Source organism: Flavobacterium sp. (genome assembly GCF_044357305.1).
Classification (GTDB): domain Bacteria; phylum Bacteroidota; class Bacteroidia; order Flavobacteriales; family Flavobacteriaceae; genus Flavobacterium.
The window spans coordinates 201180-220039 of sequence record NZ_JBIKPS010000003.1 but is presented as its reverse complement, the minus strand read 5'-3'; the positions used below and the strand labels follow the sequence as shown (position 1 = coordinate 220039).

Here is an 18860-nt window from a genome sequence, read left to right as displayed (position 1 = left end):
ATTACAATCAGATTTTATATGTTCCAACTTTAGAATACAATTTTTATGACGGATTTATTCCAGGCATGCGTTTTCACAATAAAACCATCTTAGATAAACCCTTTAATTTTGACGTTACTCCCTCCTACTCCACCAAAACTAGTTCATTATCAGGAAGGTTTTCATTAGGTGTAAACCAATTCAATCGCGATAGTAAAATGTATAACATTCGCTATGGATTGAGTGGCGAAAATTACCATTATGCGCCAGATGCCTATTATAAAAAGATAAATCCTTATGTTCTTTTTCGATATAGAGAAAACGATTACCGAGACAATCATTTCAAAAGTTTGTTGCTAAGACAAGTATATGTAAATCGGGAACCAAGTGATTTTGTTAAAACAACTTTAGAAGGTAATTACTCCATTTTTAATGCACGATACAGCAATTCTAAAACCGAAATCACGAAACATTTTGGATATACTACCGATTTTCAATTGGCTTCTAAATTTGGAAAAGCCTCAACCAGTATTAGTTTTAGAAGACTTTTTGACGACAATCGACAAGTGAATTTACGTTTGTATGCTGGGGTTTTCTTGTATAACAAAACCGAATCGGATTATTTCAGTTTTTCTTTAGATAGAGCAACCGATTATTTATTTGATTATAATTATTTAGGACGATCCGAAAGTACCGGAATTTTCAGCCAACAGTACATTCAGGCAGAAGGTGGATTTAAATCGAAATTGGTTAATCCTTATGCTAATGAATGGATTACAACGGGTAACGGAAGTTTCAATATTTGGAATTGGATTGAAGTATATGGCGATGTTGGAATGATGAAAAACAAACAACAAGATGCCCGATTTGTATACGATAGTGGTATCCGGTTGAACTTGGTTACCGACTATTTCGAATTGTATTTTCCAATACAATCTACTAATGGATTTGAAATTACCCAACCCAAATATGCCGAAAAAATTAGGTTTATAGTTGCATTTTCTCCACAATCGCTAATGGGTTTATTTACAAGAAAATGGTTTTAAAAATTCAGAAAACAATATTCCTACTAGCAGCATAATAGGATCATTACCCTTGTATTTTTAAACGTGTTTTCCATTACTTCTAATTAATATTCGTGTGTAACTATTAATTTGTAAACAAATTTGATTACTTTCATCTTCTGAAATCAAAATTAAATCACAAAAAGGGTATTCATCCATAATAATTTGAATCTATGTATAAAAAAATAGCCCTACTTTTTTTAACCTTAATGAGTTGTGAAAGTAACGCACAAGCCACTATTCCAATTATTCCAAAACCTAAATATCTTCGTTTGGAAGAAGGTTCTCCTTTTACTATAACAAAACAAACGGTTTTGATTGCACCAAAAGGAAATCTGGAAGTTCTATATCTAAAGGACCTAATTCAAAAGCAATTAGGCTTTGATTTAGCAACCAGTTCTACTGTACTAAAATCAAAAAAATGCATTGAATTAACATTGAATCCATTACTAAAAATGGATACGGAGGAATATAAAATCAAAATTAATTCCGATTTAATACATATTGAAGCTGCTAATTTTAATGGGCTTTTTTATGGAATTCAAACCTTAAACCAATTGATGGATTATTATTTGAAAACAAATCCACAAATCCCTGCTTTAACAATTATCGACCAGCCCAAATTTAAATGGCGTGGAATGCATTTGGATGTTGCAAGACACTTTTTTCCAAAGTCGGATATAAAGAAATACATCGATTATCTCGCCTTATATAAAATGAATGTTTTTCATTGGCATTTAACGGATGACCAAGGGTGGCGCATTGAAATCAAAAAATATCCAAAGCTAACTTCCGTTGGAGCATTTAGAAAAGAATCTATGGTTGGGCACTATAACGAACAACGTTTTGATGGGAAGCCCTACGGTGGATTTTACACGCAAGAAGATATTAAAGAAATTGTAGCTTATGCCCAACAAAAGCACATCACAGTAGTCCCCGAAATTGAAATGCCAGGACATGCAACTGCAGCTTTGGCAGCATATCCAGAGTTTTCTTGCACAGGTGGCCCATTTGAAGTTGCTACAAATTGGGGAGTTTTAGACGATGTTTTTTGTCCAAATGAAAGCACATTGGTTTTTTTGAAAGCCGTTTTAGAGGAGGTTTTACCATTATTTCCATCGGAATATATTCACATTGGAGGAGATGAATGTCCCAAAACAAGATGGCAACAATGTGCAAAATGTCAAGCTTTAATTAAACGAGAAGGATTAAAAGACGAACACGAATTACAAAGTTATTTTGTTTCTCAAATAGAAAAATATATCCATAAAAAGGGGAAGAAAATTATTGGATGGGATGAAATCCTAGAGGGAGGGCTGGCACCAAATGCAGCTGTAATGAGTTGGCGAGGAACAGAAGGTGGAATTGCTGCAGCCAAAGCAAAACATTTTGTGGTAATGAGTCCCGGTTCTCATTGTTATTTTGATCATTATCAAGGCGAACAAAAAACGGAACCTTTGGCAATTGGAGGCTATACTCCATTAGAAATGGTTTATGATTTTTACCCAATACCCACTGAATTAACCGAAGATGAAAGTCACTACATTCTTGGTGCTCAAGGAAACGTTTGGACGGAATATATGGAAGATTTTGCCAAAGTAGAATATATGGCAATGCCAAGAATGGCTGCATTGTCAGAAGTGCTTTGGGGAAAAGATGCTACATCTAATTATGCAGATTTTAAAGCCCGATTGCAACTGCATTTTTCACTATTGGACAAAATGAAAATAAATTATAGTAAGGCTTTATTTGAAGTAAAAGCAAAAATCACCGCTTCTACAACTCATTTACTCCAAGTAGAATTAATTGCCGCTAATCCTTCCTTTGCTATATTTTACACTTTAGATGGAACGCAACCCACAACTCATTCACTACTATATAGCAAACCCATCACAATAGAAAAAAACACTCTATTAAAAGCCGCATGTTTTGAGGCGGAAACTCAAAAGAGCGCAGTTTTAGAACAAAAATTTGAAATTCATTTGGCCACTGCAGCAACTGTTACATTAAAAGAGGAGCCTAGTAATTCTTACAAAGCAAATGGAGCCCTTAGTTTAGTGGATGGAATGTATGGTGATAGAGGTAAATTTGGCAGAGATTGGCTTGGGTTTTCTGGTAAAAATGCAATTGCTACTATTGATTTAGGTTCGGTAAAAAAGGTGCATACCATTACCATTGATGTATTGTCGAGTCCCGCTAGTTGGATTTATTATCCTAAGAAAATTACCGTTTCTTATTCTGAAAACGGAATAGATTATTCTTCTGAACGCAGTATTTCAGTTCAAGAAATTGAAGTTTCAAAAGGAATTGTAAAAGTCGAAATTCCTTTTGCTTCCCTTCGATACATAAAAGTAAACGCATACAATCAAGGGAAAATAGAAACCGGAAAACCTGGAGCTGGGGAACCAGCCTGGTTATTTTTAGATGAAATAAAAGTGGAATAATGAAAACAAGAAGAGATTTTATTAAAACAGCTGCTATTGCAGGAGCAGGATTAGCATTCACAAGAGTAAAAGCTAACACGAATATTACTATTCCAACCAAAATAAATAAGCCTATAGTTTTGTCTACATGGCGTTTCGGAATAGAAGCCAATGTGGCAGCGTGGGAAGTTTTAAAACAAAACGGACGAGCTTTAGACGCGGTGGAAGCAGGAGTTAAAATCCCTGAAGGCGACCCTACCGAAAGAAGTGTAGGTTATGGTGGCAGACCAGATCGAGACGGGCATGTAACTTTAGATGCTTGTATTATGGATGAATATGCTAATATTGGTTCTGTTGCTTGTTTGGAATTTATAAAACATCCTATATCGGTAGCAAGAGCCGTTATGGAAAAAACGCCTCATGTTATGCTAGTTGGAGAAGGAGCATTAGATTTTGCAGTAGCACAAGGATTTAAAAAAGAGAATTTATTAGTCGCTGATTCCGAAAAGGAATGGAAAGAATGGCTTATAAAATCAGAATATACACCTAAGGCCAATATTGAAAATCACGATACTATAGGAATGATTGCTATGGATACCGATGGAAATTTATCTGGGGCTTGTACTACGAGTGGAATGGCTTTTAAAATGCACGGACGTGTTGGTGATTCTCCCATTATTGGTGCTGGATTGTATGTAGATAATGAAATTGGCGCTGCAACAGCAACAGGTCACGGGGAAGAAGTAATTCGAATTGCGGGTGCCCACTTAGTGGTTGAATTAATGCGTCAAGGTAAATCGCCACAGCAAGCCTGTGAGGAAGCGGTTCAAAGGATAATAAAATTAACGAAATCGAGAAACAAAAATCTAACCGATATTCAAGTTGGTTTTATTGCTTTAAATAAATCAGGAGAATATGGTTCCTATTGCATTCAAGGCGGATTTAATTATGCTGTTTGCGATGCTTCAGGAAATAGATTAATTGATGCACCATTTTATTTAAAATAGAAACATGAAATTAGAGGTGGCTTGTTTTAACTTAGAATCGGTGGCTGTAGTTGCCCAAAGTAATGCAGATCGTGTGGAATTTTGCGATGAATTTAATGCAGGAGGAACTACACCAAGTATTGATAGTACTCTAAAAGCAAGACTATTATTTTCTAAAGAATTGCTAGTAATGATTCGGCAAAGAGGTGGTGATTTTAACTATTCGGAGGCTGAATTTAATGCAATGAAACGTTCTATTTTAGAATTAAAAAATACTGGAATTGACGGTTTTGTTTTCGGAATCCTAGATGAAAATAACAACGTTGATTTTCAAAGAAATTCCGAATTGGTTGCTCTGGCAAAGCCACTGCCGTGTAGTTTTCATAGAGCAATTGATTATACGGGGGACTATTTTGAAGCCATAAATACTTGTATTACTATCGGTTTTAAAACAATATTAACTTCTGGACACCAATCCAAAATAGAGTTTGGAATGGAAGCGGTTCAAGAGGCTATTATTCGTTTTGGAAATCCAATTCAAATTATGCCTGGAGGTAGTTTGCGCTCTTCAAATGCTTCAAAAGTAAAAGCGATAACAAAAGCCACTTACTATCATACCTCAGCAATTACGGATGCAACTGAAATTGCAAATCTCACGGAAATTAATGCTCTTAAAGATTGCCTTTCCAATGCGTAAAAAGTGGTATTTAATAGTAATTCTATTTTTCAGTTCGTTCCTTGGATGGACTCAAAATTGGGAACGTTCGCTTTCCAAAGAGAATTGGAACGTTCAGAAATTTTCGGATAATTTATGGAGCAAAGCCCATGTTCCAGGAACTATTCACACCGATTTGTTTTTGAATCATCAAATACAAGACCCTTTTTATGGCAGTAATGAAAAGCAATTACAATGGATTGAAGAACAATATTGGGTGTATCAAACCAAATTTGTAATCTCCAAAAAGGAAATTCTTCCCCAAAACAAAGAACTTATTTTTTACGGATTAGATACTGATGCATTGGTTTACGTAAATGATTCCTTGGTGTTAGAAGCCAATAATATGTTTCGAACTTGGCGTATTCCAATTCAAAAATTGATTCGTCAAGGTAGCAATACGCTGCGCATTGAATTTGAATCGTCTTCTTTAAAAGCTAAAAAAACAGCCGCACTCTCTCCGTTTGTTTTGCCTGGTGATGAAAAAGTTTATGTTAGAAAAGCACCGTATCAATTTGGATGGGACTGGGGACCACGTTTCGTTACGGCAGGAATATGGAAAAATGTAGTACTACGTTTTTGGAATGCAGCCCAATTGGAATCCGTTTCCTACAGTCAAGAGAAATTAAACGATAAAGTGGCACAATTAAAAATTAAAACGACCGTAAAATGTTACAAGCCTGGGGTTTACTCCCTTGTAATTAATCATAAAAAACAAATTGTTTCTCTCAAAAAAGGAATTCAAATAGTAGAAATTCCGTACCAAATTAATAATCCAAAAAAATGGTGGCCCAACGGACTTGGAGCGCCTAATTTATATACTTTCTCCGTTCAAATACATCAGAAAAAGAAATTATTGGATGAAAAGAAATTACAAATTGGACTAAGAACCATTGAATTAGTTCAAGAAAAAGATTCCATTGGTAAAAGTTTTTATTTTAAAGTCAATGGTAGAAAAGTATTCATGAAAGGGGCAAATTATATCCCACCAGAATCTTTTATGCCAAAAATGACGTATAAAAAGTATGAAAATTTAATTGAAACTGCGGTAAAATCCAATATGAATATGCTTCGCGTTTGGGGAGGTGGTGTTTATGAAGATGATATTTTTTATACTTTATGCGACCAAAAAGGGATATTGGTTTGGCAGGATTTTATGTTTGCTTGTGCTTTATTTCCGGGTGATGATGCATTCGTTTCTAATGTAAAAGAAGAAGTGAAAGACCAAGTTGTTCGCTTGCAAAACCATCCTTGCATTGCGCTGTGGTGCGGAAATAATGAAGTAGATGAAGGTTGGAACAACTGGGGTTGGCAAAAACAATATAATTATTCTAAAAAGGATTCCACCACCATTTGGAACAATTACAAACGTTTGTTTGAAAAAGAAATCCCAGCGGTATTAGATTCTTTAGTATCCAAAGAAAACAATAGGTATTGGCCCTCTTCACCATCTATTGGCTGGGGCAAAAAGGAAAGTCTCACACAGGGAGATTCCCATTATTGGGGTGTTTGGTGGGGAATGGAACCTTTGGAAAACTATTCCAAAAAAGTAGGACGTTTTATGAGTGAATATGGTTTTCAAGGAATGCCCGATTATAAAACTTTTCAAACTTTTGCAAAACCCACAGAAATGAACCTCGCATCAGAAGCGGTAAAAGCACATCAAAAACATCCAACGGGTTATGAAACTATTCAAACCTACATGGAACGCGATTATAAAATTCCAACCGCTTTTGAAGATTATATTTATGTGTCACAATTACTACAAGCAAGAGGTTTTAAATTAGCCATTGAAGCCCATAGATCCGCAATGCCTTATTGTATGGGAAGTTTGTATTGGCAACTGAACGATTGTTGGCCAGTAACCTCTTGGAGTAGTACCGATTATTATGGTCGTTGGAAAGCAGCTCAATATCAGGTAAAACGATCCTTTGAATCCAAATTAATTGTTATTAAAGGAGTTGAAAATACGGATAAATCGGGGTTGAATTCTATAAAAGTTCAAATTATTAATGATGGATTAATTGCCGAAAAAGGTACGTTAACTTTGAGCATTATCCGTTTTAACGGAACGGAGTTCTGGAAAACTTCCAAGACAATTAACGTTAAATCCAATGCCGTTACCAATGCGGTGGAACTCTCCAATTCGGAAATTCCAGACGCTAAGATTTGGAAAGACTGTCTGTTGCATGCGGTCTTCATCAATTCAAAAGGCGAGAAAACTACGACAGAATATTATTTCCTTTCTCCGAAAGACTTAATTTTTCAAAAACCAAATATTACGTATAAATTTATCGATAAAAATCACCTAGAACTTTCTACCAATACCTTGGCAAAGGATGTTTTTATTCAAGGCAAAGGAATAGAATTGGAAGATAATTTTATCGATTTACTACCCAATGAAAAACGAATACTTGTTTTCAAAGGCAAAAAAAGTGTACTGAAAATAAAGTCTTTGAACGATTTATAATTCCGTATTTACAGCATTTGAACTAACTTATCAACTATGAACGATACCTTTTCTAACAACAAACAAATTGGAATAGTGTCCACTTTTTCGGAATTGGTAACTACCGATTTTAAAGAAGAAAAAAATGCCCTATGCTGGTACCGAAATTTGGAAGGCGATTTTGCAGCGATTGTAGATAAGTTGCAATTAAAAGAAAATATTACAGAAGTTTATCCAAAAGATCTAGTAGCACTCCAACTATCCGAACAAGGAACTATAGCAAGAGAAATTATATTAAATGATATACAATTATTGGCTGATTTCGGTGCTTCACCCTCTCTTAATTTATTGAAGTGTTATGAACGAGATGCGGAGTTCGATTTTATTTCCACGGATGTGTATTCGTTTCATGTGGACCGTTCGCCCATTGCCACGGATACTTTTTTATGTACCTATCACGGAGCGGCAAGTGATATTATTGGTAACGAGCAGGCAGTGCAAAAAATATTAATTCCTGAAATTCGAGAAAAATTGAAAGCGCTACATAGCGGCCCTTCGGGAGAATTTAAAAGTTTTTTGGAGGAAAATTATTTTGATTTGCATTATCTGGCCCAACCCAATATAACGCCTACTAATTTAGGATTAGGACATCTTTGGCGCTTGGCGGTAGATCATCCAAAACAACAAGTGCCACCATGTATTCACAGAGCGCCTATTGAAAAGGATGGGGAATACCGTTTGTTGTTGATCTGTTAATAAAAATAGTTTCAGTTTTAAAGGTTTATTGGGATTGATAATAATTAGTTAGTTGTATCCTTTGGCTATAATTAGTTCTATAATTATACATTGGATTACTTTGTAGAAAAAGCCGGAGTTATACTTATTGCTATCTTTTAACTTAAAATTAATAATCGTTTTATTGGGTTCTAATCTTTAAAGAGTAATTTTATATGCTATGGAAAAGAATACTAAGAAAGGATTTTTCTTTAAAAAATACGAAGCACCCAATCTATCCCCTTTTGATAAACTATTTGAAATTTTCAAAGAGTTAATCACCCATACTTCGGGAGATTTTGAGGAAGCCATTGATTGGTTACGGCAATTGGATGTAGAATATAAACTCACAGATGCCAATTATACTATTGATGATTTTATTGATGATTTAAAGAAAAAAGGATATATTCGAGAAGAATTAAAAGAAGATGGCACTTCTGGAACGGGTATTACTGCTAAAACCGAAAGAGCAATTCGCCAACAAGCCTTAGACCAAATTTTTGGCAACCTAAATAAATCGGGAAGTGGCAATCACAAAACTAAATTTTCTGGGAGTGGCGATGAGCAAACAGGAGAATTTAGAGCCTATAACTTTGGAGATTCATTAGATACTATTTCTCTAACGGAGAGTTTGCGCAACGCACAAATCAATAACGGAATAGACGATTTTCAGTTGACCGAGAATGATTTGGTGGTAGAAGATTCCCAATTCAAATCCCAAATGAGTACCGTTTTGATGATTGATATTAGCCATAGTATGATTTTGTATGGCGAAGATCGAATTACCCCAGCTAAAAAAGTCGCTATGGCTTTAGCAGAATTAATTACTACGCGTTACCCAAAAGACACAATTGATATATTAGTTTTTGGAAATGATGCTTGGCCAATTGCCATTAAAGATTTACCTTATTTAAAAGTAGGACCTTACCATACTAATACCGTTGCAGGTTTGCAATTGGCAATGGACATGCTTCGTAGAAAGCGAAATACGAACAAGCAAATCTTTATGATTACGGATGGAAAACCAAGTTGCGTTCGTGAAAAAGACGGCACCTATTACATGAATAGTAATGGGTTAGACGAATATATTGTAGAGCAATGTTACAATCAAGCGGCACAAGCTCGGAAATTACATATTCCCATAACCACCTTTATGATTGCAAACGACCCTTATTTGCAGAAATTCGTCAACCGATTTACCGAAGCCAACCAAGGGAAAGCATTTTACACCGGATTGAAAGGTTTAGGTGAAATGATTTTTGAAGATTATGAAACCAATAGAAAGAAGAAGATTAAATAGAAAATAGAATAAAGAAAATAGAATAAAGAAAATAGAATATAGAAAATACTATGAAAGATATAAAAACACTAGGAGAATTAAAGCAATCGGGATACGTTTCTAAAAGTATTAAAGACGAGTTGCGAGATAATCTCCGTACTAAAATAAAATCTGGGAAACCTGTTTTTGAAGGGGTTCACGGATTTGAAAATACGGTTATTCCCGAATTGGAACGCGCCATTTTATCCCGACATAACATCAATTTACTTGGACTTCGTGGTCAGGCGAAAACACGTTTGGCTCGTAAGATGATTGAATTGTTAGACGAATACATGCCAATTGTAGCAGGTTCGGAAATTAATGACGACCCATTGCGTCCTATTTCAAGATACGCTATTGATTTAATTGCAGAAAAAGGCGATACAACTCCAATACAATGGATTCACAGAAGCGAACGTTTTTTTGAAAAACTTGCCACTCCAGATGTTACCGTTGCCGATTTAATTGGCGATGTGGACCCTATAAAAGCGGCCAATTTAAAATTATCCTATGCTGATGATCGCGTGATACATTTTGGTATGATTCCAAGAGCCAATCGTTGTATTTTTGTTATCAACGAATTACCTGATTTGCAAGCCCGTATTCAGGTAGCCTTGTTTAATATTTTGCAAGAAGGAGATATTCAAATTCGAGGTTTCAAAGTGCGAATGCCTTTAGATATGAAATTTGTATTTACTGCCAATCCCGAAGATTATACCAATCGTGGAAGTATTGTAACTCCGTTAAAAGATAGAATAGGTTCGCAAATACTAACGCATTACCCAGAAAGTATTGCTATAGCAAGAATTATTACGCATCAAGAGGCCAAGTTGGACAAAGCTCAATCGGATGCTGTTTATGTTCCATCCTTGGCAAAAGATTTATTGGAACAAATTAGTTTTGAAGCTCGTGAAAGCGAATTTATTGATGCCAAAAGTGGCGTGAGCGCTCGTATGAGTATCACCGCTTATGAGAATTTATTGAGTACTGCCGAACGAAGAGGTTTACTTTCAGGAACCGATACTACTACAGTTCGTTTATCGGATTTTATGGGTATTATCCCTGCAATTACAGGAAAAGTAGAGCTTGTGTACGAAGGCGAACAAGAAGGTGCGGCTGTGGTTGCGCAACATTTGATTGGAGATGCCATTCATACTTTTTTTCCTGCCTTTTTTCCTAAAATAGAGAAGCTAGAACGCGATGCTACTGCGAGTCCTTATGCTAATTTATTAGAATGGTTTTTTGCAGAAACTGGTTTCGAATTATTGGATGATGCTTCCGACGAAGAATACCGTAAACAATTAGATGCAGTAAAACCGTTAGAAGATTTAATTCAAAAATACCAACCCAATTATACTCCAGAAGATAAGTACTTCTTGAAAGAATTTCTACTTTGGGGATTGGTAGAATATGATAAATTAAGTAAAGATAGGGTGGTGTCTGGTTACCAATTCAAAGATTTGTATAGTAATTACATCAATAAATTATAAGATTTAAAAACTTGCAGCCTAACTACTGCGAGTTTTTTTATTTATAGTCTGCCTATCCTGGTAGAGCTTCCGTCTATCCTGGTAGAGCTTCCGCCTATCCTGGTAGAGCTTCCGCCTATCCTGGTAGAGTTTCCGCCTATCCTTGTAGAGCTGCCGTCTATCCTGGTAGAGCTGCCGTCTATCCTGGTAGAGCTTCCGCCTATCCTTGTAGAGTTTCCGTATATCAATATTGAGTTTCCGCTTTTCAGTATTAAACTTAAAAAAATCAACAGATTGTTCCTTTAATATGTTAGATAATTTAGCCGATTTTTTTCGCAAACAAGCTGTATTCTAACGTTTGGCAGCTACCAGAAGTTGCGTACTTCATTCACTGACCATTACAAATATAGACAAAACTTTTATTCAACAATTACCAATTCTGATAAATCCCAAGCCTAGCAATTTCTTGTAACGGCTGTTACCAGCAGGGTTTTTCATTTATAAAGATTTTCTTCTGATAGGCTTCTGCATACAACTTCGGTAACAACTTATTTCTACGTCTAATTCTTTTTCTCTCGGCAGTTTTTAAACTAACAAAATCATAAGTTCCTGATTCAAGCAACACAACTTCTATAACATTACAGTTTTCTTTGATATTAATCTTTTCTGAATCAAATCCAATAAATCTAATTGTAATATTTTTTATTTCTGAGGTAAGTTTGAATTTAAAGTTTCCATTAAAATCAGTTGTGTCTATTATTTTTGAACCACACAAGATTATCGCCATAGGAAGTTCTTTTAATTGACTATCTACAACTTTTCCGGTTATAATATTTTCTTGTCCAAATGAATTTTGGAGAATCAATAATAGTGAGACGATAATTGTTGTTTTAAGTTTTTTCATAACCTTGCTGGTAACTTGTATATATGCGCTACAAAGTAGCGAGTATACATCCATAATTGGGTTGATTGTCGCTATTTTATGCAGTTTTTATATTTATCAAATGTATAGATTTTTTCTTACAAATTTGAAATTATTTATTTTGTGGGTATTGATTGTTTGTTGGCAATGGCGGTTTTTGTATTTGTTGTTTTTTCGAAGTCAGGAGACTTCGAAGAGCGGGAGATTAATTTGGAAAAAAATCACAACGGGGGCCGCGTTGGGTACGATTTTTTTTAAAATATTTTTTTTGTGTTAAAAAGTCTCGTCTGACTTCTCTAATCGATGAATTAAATCTTCTTGTAAACTGTTTATGAATTTTGTTTTATCGGTCTTGCGCCCCCGTATTTCAAGGAAAGTTCGTCGGTACTGACCTAAGTCAATATCGAAAACTTGTTCAAAATAATTAGCAATATCTTTCAATTCGGCAGTGCCATTATTAAAAACGCCACTGGTTTGAAAAGCGTATAAAATTTCGGTTAAAGACACTTTTGAGCCTGTCCAAACCATTTTCCCCTTCGGTTCGCGTTGTGATTTTTCTTTGCATTTTTTCTTACCCATATTGAGTAATTTTGACTCTAAATATACCTCTACTAAATCGTGTGCCAATATCTTGGCAACCTTGAAATCATGGGATGTTGCGAAGTTATGGTCGGCTTCAAAATAGAAGCTATCTAGTCTCAATTTTAGGTCATGATTTCCACGTATGAAGTATTTGAAATCTAAAAAAGTATTTCCAGTTCGGTGGTAATTGTAGAAATCTAAATTATTATCAAAATATCTTTTTAGATTTTTTAATTCTTTGTTGATGTATTTTCTTATAATTCGGTCGCCACCATGCGGCATTTTAGTTTCGATTTTGAAAATCGCATTGTGATAAATGTATAAAGCGGTAAATTTGGGTTTGATGTTTTTAAAAAAATCAATTTCTACATCATGGCTGATTGATTTGTTTTTAAGAAATTGTTTTTTTACGTTGTTAATAACCTTAATAGTTATATCAATTGATTTTTCGGATTTTGCAATTGGATCATCTAATTCTAGATTGATAAAGTTTAATTGTTCCGTTAATTCAAATAACATTTCTTTGAATTTTGTACTCATATATTATCCCCTTTTTATAATTATACATTTTGTTAAACATCAAAAACTGTATAAAAATTAAGAAAAATAATTTATTTAATTGCTATTTTTAACATTTTCATTAGGAATTAAAGAAAATTTGTCGCGAAGTATTTTCATGTCTTCGCTTACTTTTTTATCTAATACCTTGGCATAGTGTTGGGTAGTTCTTAAATTTTTATGTCCTAGCATTTTGCTTACACTTTCAATTGGAACTCCATTTGTAAGAGTTATAGTCGTTGCAAAAGTGTGTCTGGCAATGTGGAAGGTTAGTTCTTTTTCAATCTCGCAAACTGCAGCTATTTCTTTTAAATAGGCATTCATTTTTTGATTGCTTAGTATTGGCAAAAGTTTTTCTTCGTTTATTGCATGTGGGTGGTTTTCGTATTTGTCAATTATCATTTGAGTTACTGGTAACACTGGGATTTTGGAAGCGGTTTCTGTTTTTTGTCGGTGCGTAAATATCCATTTATCTCCATCAATACCGATACTTATGTGGGATTTTGTTAAGTTTTTGACATCAATATATGCCAAACCAGTAAAGCAGCTGAAAAGGAAGATATCTCGCACCAGGGAAAGTCTTTCGGTCTTGAAATCTTTGTTGATGATGTTTTGAATTTCTTCTTCGGATAAATATACGCGCTCGACTTCTTTAACTTTGGATTTGTAATTGCTAAAAGGATTTTTATCTAGCCAGTCATTGGCCAAACATAACTTGATTATTTTATTGAAGTTCTTGATGTACTTCACCGCTGTATTATTGGCGCACTTTCTAACGCTGCGCAAGTAAAATTCATAATCGGTGATAAAGGCATGATCGATTTTAGAAATATCAATATCGGAGATATTGTATTTCCAGATTAAAAAGTTTTTGGTGTGTTTTAGGGATGTTTCGTATCGCTCCAGTGTTCCTGGTGCATACTCGATACCTAGTAGTTCTTTTATTTTGTTGTTGTGTTCCTGGAATATTGGAATAAGAAAACGCTGGCGAGCTTGGGTGCCGTTTAGGATGTTTTTAAACACTTCAATTGTTATATTCTCGTTTCTATGGATTAGATCCATTTGAATAGTATAAACTTTTGATTTTATCAAATCAAGATATTCATTTATTGAACGAGCATCCTCGGATTGTCCTTTCATTTTGGTCAATTCTGCTGACCATTTAGAAGGATCAATAAATTTTTTCGAGCTGAACTCTAATCGTTTTCCATCAACAGTTAGTCTAACATAGATAGGGAATTGCCCTGCTGAATTGGACTTTGTACTTTTTGCATAAAAATGTAATGTAATTTTCGTTTTCATGGTGGTAACCTTTTAATTTATATTCAATTTAAGTTTCTAAATAGAACAAAACAAGATGTTTAAACACTGAACAAGTAAATGAACAAGTAAATAAACAGGTTGAATTGATAAAAATTAGATTTTAGCGAGACCCTATTTTTGAAAAAAATATTGGGTCTCGATTTTATCTCGTTAAGAATGAGAAAAATTGAATAAATTGAATATACTGTAAAAGAAAAAACCCCGTAAATCATAAGATTTACAGGGTTTTGTTACCATTTGGTTTTTTACTGGCGGAGAAAGAGGTTCTTTCATTATCCGCTTCAAGCCAATGGATTCAATGCTTTACAAAGCTATATTTTACAGGGTACCAACAAGGGTACCAACCGATTAGAAACTTTCATATTGCTAATAGAACAAAGATAATCATAATTTGAATTAGTTTATAAATTTCTTTTAAAATTTAAATAAAGCTTATCGCAAATAAGAACCTATCTAAAGAGAATATTAGCCCTATTTCAATTTATAGGAAGTACCTCTACCACTTCCTTGTTGTTCTAAAACATTTTTTTTAATTAAGTCCTGTAAATCTCTCAGAGCTGTATCTGTTGATGTTTTTGCAATTTTCGCATATTTGGATACACTTAGTATCCCAAAGAAATCATCTAGAAGCAACTTTAGTATTTTCTGTTGACGAGCATTAAATGAAGTTTCTTTATTCGTTTCCCAAAATTGGGCACGAGCCATTGTTTTTTTGATAGTTTCATCTGTTTGCTCCATGGAACGCATCAAACAATCCAAAAACCATATTAGCCATGCTGTAATATCAAGGTTTCCTTTTTGAGTACTTTCAAGTATGTCATAATATTTATTTCGTTCTGCTTGTATCTGTGCTGACATGGAATAAAACCTTTGTGGGCTTTTATCTGCTCTAGCTAATAGCATATCAGTAATAGCTCTTGCAATACGACCATTACCATCATCAAAAGGGTGAATAGTAACAAACCATAAGTGAGCAAGACCTGCTTTTAAAACAGCATCAAGGTCTGTATATTTTTCAATCCAATCTAAAAAAGCATTCATTTCACTTGGTACTTTAGAGGCTGGTGGTGCTTCAAAATGTACCGTTTCTTTTCCCATAGCACCCGATGTAACTTGCATTACATCATCACGCCAATCAGCAGTTTTTATTTTATACATTCCGCTTCGTCCTGTAGGGAACAATGCGGCATGCCAATCAAATAGTCGTTCATCTGTTAGAGGAGTATCATAACGTTGAGTAGCATCTAACATCATTTCTACAATACCTTCTACATCTCGTTCCGCTGGTAAAGCTCCAGCTATTTCAATCCCTAATCTTCTCGCTATTGAAGAACGAACTTGTTCTGGATTTAGTAATTCTCCTTCTATCTCACTTGACTTCATTACATCCATCGTCAGTGCTTTCAGCATCGTTTCTTCTTGTATCCGAAAACCGAGAGCTTGCATTTGACCTAATATTTGTCCTTGACGGTGCCTAACCGAACCTAATATCTTTGTTATTAGTTCAGCATCCCATGTGAATTGTGGCCAGTCTTTTTGTTGATGTATATACATAATCACCGCTTATTTGCGGTAAAAATAGTTATTTACTACCGCATTATCAAATATTTGAATTATTATTTGAATTAATCACCGCATTTTTACGGTAATAAAACTTTTAAATCACCGCATTTATCAATATTGGGATATATTTTTTTATTGAGTTTTGATTCCGCTTTAATAGTTTTAGTCATAATCAGTCTAATTATTGATTAGGAATTAAACATTATAGTTATCGATAATGAGGTTTTGAATAAATAATTTTTTTAATTTCATTTTCACTTAATTCATAACTTTCCCTAAAACTAATCTCCCCTAATTCTAAACCTCTATCCTTCATATATCTGAAATACTCGTTATAACTACCAACTTTCAATGTTATAATAATTATTTGTGTGTTATTTTCGAGTTCGTGTCTTATGTCATGAACATAGAAATAATTAACGGGTATTAAAGCACTTACAAACGGCACACTAAAGCTATCACCAATTCTTGGCAAATGAGTTAAATAATCAACTGTAAATTGGCAACGATAATCAAAGTAGCTAATGTAAAAATGATAAATAATATTTTTAAAACTCAAATTTAATTTACGCTCATAAGTGAAAATTTCAGAATGCATTTGTAATAAATATTTCCTCAATATATGAGTCTTTAATCCAGTAGCCGCTTCAACATCCTTCATCTTTGGATATGGAATTTGTAAATCTTCATCAAGATAATTTTCAGCGTTAATAAAATCAATAATTGGTAGGTATTCTTTTCGGTCTTTAAAAAACTCTTTTAGTTGATTACCGATAAAAATAAAATCTATAATAATTTGTTTGATAGAAACTTGTGTTTTCATAATAATTCAAATTTAATAATTTTTAAAAACACTCTCTTAGTTTTTGACTAAATCAGACTACTTTTTGCTGACGATTTTAGTAAAAATAATCTAAAGACTCATATAAATATCATCAAGCTCTTCTTGTCTTATCCCCAAGTATCTTTTAGTTATTGCAGGTGATGAATGATTAAACAATTCACTTAGATATAAAAGAGCTTTATCAGTCTCATTATTATTTGACCATACTTGACGGCCAAAAGTTTTTCTAAGGCTATGAGTTGATACTGATAATGATTTAGAGCCAAATAGCTCTTTTAATTTTCTATTTACGTATTGCTTTGATAAAATTGTATTCTGGTTTGATTTAAAAACATACCCCTCAATATTTGGATCTCTCCCTTTTAGTAATTTAAATGCAGTCTTAACGTTTTCATTTAACTTAATAATACGTTTTTTATTAGTTTTACTTTCCATTAATGAAATTGAATCGTTGTTTAAGTCTTCTACTTTTAGTTTTAAAATATCGGAGATTCTTAAACCTGTGTTAATTCCGAATACAACCAAGAAACCTAATTTATAGTTATTATCGGTTTTAATTATTTTCATTGCTTTATTTAGCGTTGAATCAAAATTTAAGTAATCACTTGTTGTAACTGAATTTTTCAAGCTCATGGTGTTTCGTTTTTTATTTAAAGTAAATATAATAAAAAAAAGTTTCATAAACAAATAATTATTAATAAAAGTGAAACATTTTAAAATTGACTTACGTCTTTAAATTCATAACTTATTTATTATCAGTATTTTATACAAATTAAAAAGTTTCACTATTGTTATAAGTGAAACTTTTTTCACTTAATATTTACAAGCATTTTGCAAGCATAAAAAAATCTTTGAAAAATCTAAAATATTTTCTATGTCAAAAATCTTGAAAAAGTATTTCAAAACTAAAGGTCGGGGGGTATACTAAATTATTTCCAAATGTGTACACTCATTCTGGAGGGTAGTAACAGCATCTTTTATAAATAAAAAATTATCTTTTTTACCATATAGTATATCATAGGATAATAAATAATTTTTTAAATAGTATAAATTCTACAATAAAACACCTTTATAAGACATAGGTAGAATGTTCTTCATATAAAAAATTTTCTGTAACCTTGTTAATCTCCAATATTTTTGCTATTTCTGTATGAAATTAAATTTCTACTATTTTGTATTTAAATAAATGAAAAAAATCACAATCCTATTACTGATATTTTTATTAGCAACTTCCTTTGTTAATATTAAGCCTAAGACAATATACATTCAACCACTAGGTGATGTAAATAAAGAGTATATAAATTATATTAAGAAGTCTGTAGAAAATTTCTATGGCTATAATTGTGTTGTTAAGCCAAAACTAAATTTAACTAGTGATATTTTAGCAGTTAGCAAAACAAGATATGAAGCTGGTAAAATATTAAAAAAATACAACTCTAAGGAGAATGTATTATTAATAACTGAAAAAGACATTGCACACAGAAAAAATAGCGAATTTCCAGAATGGGGTATTTTTGGATTGGGATATAGACCAGGATCAACTTGTATAATATCTACATTTAGATTAAAAAAGAACGTTTCTAAAGCAAAGCTTTTAGATAGACTTAAAAAAGTTGCTCTTCACGAAATAGGCCATAATTTAGGATTAGAACATTGTACTAATAATAAAAATTGTATGATGACAAGTGCTAGTGGAACGGTTAAACAAGTTGACAGAGAAAAAATATGGTTTTGTAAAAAGTGTTGGAAACTGATTAAGTAAATATATATTTGAATTAAATAAAATTAACAACAATTTTATACATATTAATATTAGCCAAATAATTGATTTAGTTTAAGTTATTTTTATATTTTTGTTAAAATTGAATTAATAAAATAACTCAACAAAAAT

The 18860-nt window shown here is 33.2% G+C and carries 14 protein-coding genes and 1 pseudogene; 9 read left to right on the top strand and 6 right to left on the bottom strand.

The features are described 5' to 3' along the window. The 8 genes and pseudogenes from ACIQ2J_RS04380 to ACIQ2J_RS04345 all read left to right on the top strand — a co-directional run. Positions 1 to 1025, top strand: a pseudogene (locus ACIQ2J_RS04380) (aminopeptidase); the annotation flags it as partial. A gap of 191 nt (positions 1026 to 1216) precedes the next feature. Then, entirely contained in the window at positions 1217 to 3487 is a 2271-nt protein-coding gene (locus ACIQ2J_RS04375) for a family 20 glycosylhydrolase (protein ID WP_396167148.1), read from the top strand. Further along, positions 3487 to 4473, top strand: a complete 987-nt coding sequence (locus ACIQ2J_RS04370; protein WP_396167147.1) for an isoaspartyl peptidase/L-asparaginase family protein — start codon at positions 3487 to 3489, stop codon at positions 4471 to 4473. Before ACIQ2J_RS04375 ends, ACIQ2J_RS04370 begins: the two co-directional genes overlap by 1 nt. 4 nt (positions 4474 to 4477) lie before the next feature. After that, positions 4478 to 5149 carry a copper homeostasis protein CutC gene (locus ACIQ2J_RS04365; RefSeq protein WP_396167146.1) on the top strand — a complete coding sequence of 224 codons (672 nt, stop codon included), beginning with the start codon at positions 4478 to 4480 and terminating at the stop codon, positions 5147 to 5149. Further along, positions 5118 to 7637: a glycosyl hydrolase 2 galactose-binding domain-containing protein gene (locus tag ACIQ2J_RS04360; protein WP_396167145.1), complete on the top strand. Its 2520-nt coding sequence runs from the start codon at positions 5118 to 5120 to the stop codon at positions 7635 to 7637. Before ACIQ2J_RS04365 ends, ACIQ2J_RS04360 begins: the two co-directional genes overlap by 32 nt. 36 nt (positions 7638 to 7673) lie before the next feature. Beyond that, positions 7674 to 8372, top strand: a complete 699-nt coding sequence (locus ACIQ2J_RS04355; protein ID WP_396167144.1) for a DUF1826 domain-containing protein — start codon at positions 7674 to 7676, stop codon at positions 8370 to 8372. Positions 8373 to 8571: 199 nt separating this feature from the next. Further along, entirely contained in the window at positions 8572 to 9690 is a 1119-nt protein-coding gene (locus ACIQ2J_RS04350; RefSeq protein ID WP_396167143.1) for a VWA domain-containing protein, read from the top strand. A 50-nt stretch (positions 9691 to 9740) separates the two neighbouring features. Beyond that, positions 9741 to 11198, top strand: coding sequence for a magnesium chelatase (locus ACIQ2J_RS04345; protein WP_396167142.1), 1458 nt, complete (start codon positions 9741 to 9743; stop codon positions 11196 to 11198). A 457-nt stretch (positions 11199 to 11655) separates the two neighbouring features. Here the strand turns inward: ACIQ2J_RS04345 and ACIQ2J_RS04340 are convergent, their stop codons facing one another. From ACIQ2J_RS04340 to ACIQ2J_RS04315, 6 genes are all read right to left on the bottom strand, one after another. Then, on the bottom strand, positions 11656 to 12081 hold the full coding sequence (locus ACIQ2J_RS04340; RefSeq protein ID WP_396167141.1) for a carboxypeptidase-like regulatory domain-containing protein: 426 nt from the start codon (positions 12079 to 12081) through the stop codon (positions 11656 to 11658). Between the two features lie 291 nt (positions 12082 to 12372). Next, the gene (locus tag ACIQ2J_RS04335; protein WP_396167140.1) at positions 12373 to 13221 is read right to left on the bottom strand and encodes an RteC domain-containing protein; all 849 of its coding nucleotides are present in this window, start codon (positions 13219 to 13221) and stop codon (positions 12373 to 12375) included. A 75-nt stretch (positions 13222 to 13296) separates the two neighbouring features. Then, entirely contained in the window at positions 13297 to 14541 is a 1245-nt protein-coding gene (locus ACIQ2J_RS04330) for a site-specific integrase (protein WP_396167139.1), read from the bottom strand. Positions 14542 to 15033: 492 nt separating this feature from the next. After that, positions 15034 to 16116 carry a Fic family protein gene (locus ACIQ2J_RS04325; RefSeq protein WP_396167138.1) on the bottom strand — a complete coding sequence of 361 codons (1083 nt, stop codon included), beginning with the start codon at positions 16114 to 16116 and terminating at the stop codon, positions 15034 to 15036. A 217-nt stretch (positions 16117 to 16333) separates the two neighbouring features. After that, a complete protein-coding gene (locus tag ACIQ2J_RS04320) occupies positions 16334 to 16948 on the bottom strand; it encodes a hypothetical protein (RefSeq protein WP_396167134.1) in 615 nt (204 codons plus the stop codon). Positions 16949 to 17038: 90 nt separating this feature from the next. Continuing rightward, positions 17039 to 17602 (bottom strand): tyrosine-type recombinase/integrase, encoded by a 564-nt coding sequence (locus tag ACIQ2J_RS04315; RefSeq protein WP_396167132.1) that lies wholly within the window; start codon positions 17600 to 17602, stop codon positions 17039 to 17041. Positions 17603 to 18155: 553 nt separating this feature from the next. On the opposite strand from ACIQ2J_RS04315, the gene ACIQ2J_RS04310 reads away from it, so the two are divergent. Further along, positions 18156 to 18731, top strand: coding sequence for a matrixin family metalloprotease (locus ACIQ2J_RS04310; RefSeq protein WP_396167129.1), 576 nt, complete (start codon positions 18156 to 18158; stop codon positions 18729 to 18731). Positions 18732 to 18860 lie beyond the last annotated feature (129 nt).

Coding starts and splice junctions, on each gene's coding strand:
- ACIQ2J_RS04350 (WP_396167143.1), top strand. CDS start 8,572: ATGGAAAAGAATACTAAGAAAGGATTTTTCTTTAAAAAATACGAAGCA.
- ACIQ2J_RS04355 (WP_396167144.1), top strand. CDS start 7,674: ATGAACGATACCTTTTCTAACAACAAACAAATTGGAATAGTGTCCACT.
- ACIQ2J_RS04325 (WP_396167138.1), bottom strand. CDS start 16,116: ATGTATATACATCAACAAAAAGACTGGCCACAATTCACATGGGATGCT.
- ACIQ2J_RS04345 (WP_396167142.1), top strand. CDS start 9,741: ATGAAAGATATAAAAACACTAGGAGAATTAAAGCAATCGGGATACGTT.
- ACIQ2J_RS04310 (WP_396167129.1), top strand. CDS start 18,156: ATGAAAAAAATCACAATCCTATTACTGATATTTTTATTAGCAACTTCC.
- ACIQ2J_RS04370 (WP_396167147.1), top strand. CDS start 3,487: ATGAAAACAAGAAGAGATTTTATTAAAACAGCTGCTATTGCAGGAGCA.
- ACIQ2J_RS04340 (WP_396167141.1), bottom strand. CDS start 12,081: ATGAAAAAACTTAAAACAACAATTATCGTCTCACTATTATTGATTCTC.
- ACIQ2J_RS04320 (WP_396167134.1), bottom strand. CDS start 16,948: ATGAAAACACAAGTTTCTATCAAACAAATTATTATAGATTTTATTTTT.
- ACIQ2J_RS04375 (WP_396167148.1), top strand. CDS start 1,217: ATGTATAAAAAAATAGCCCTACTTTTTTTAACCTTAATGAGTTGTGAA.
- ACIQ2J_RS04335 (WP_396167140.1), bottom strand. CDS start 13,221: ATGAGTACAAAATTCAAAGAAATGTTATTTGAATTAACGGAACAATTA.
- ACIQ2J_RS04365 (WP_396167146.1), top strand. CDS start 4,478: ATGAAATTAGAGGTGGCTTGTTTTAACTTAGAATCGGTGGCTGTAGTT.
- ACIQ2J_RS04330 (WP_396167139.1), bottom strand. CDS start 14,541: ATGAAAACGAAAATTACATTACATTTTTATGCAAAAAGTACAAAGTCC.
- ACIQ2J_RS04360 (WP_396167145.1), top strand. CDS start 5,118: ATGCTCTTAAAGATTGCCTTTCCAATGCGTAAAAAGTGGTATTTAATA.
- ACIQ2J_RS04315 (WP_396167132.1), bottom strand. CDS start 17,602: ATGAGCTTGAAAAATTCAGTTACAACAAGTGATTACTTAAATTTTGAT.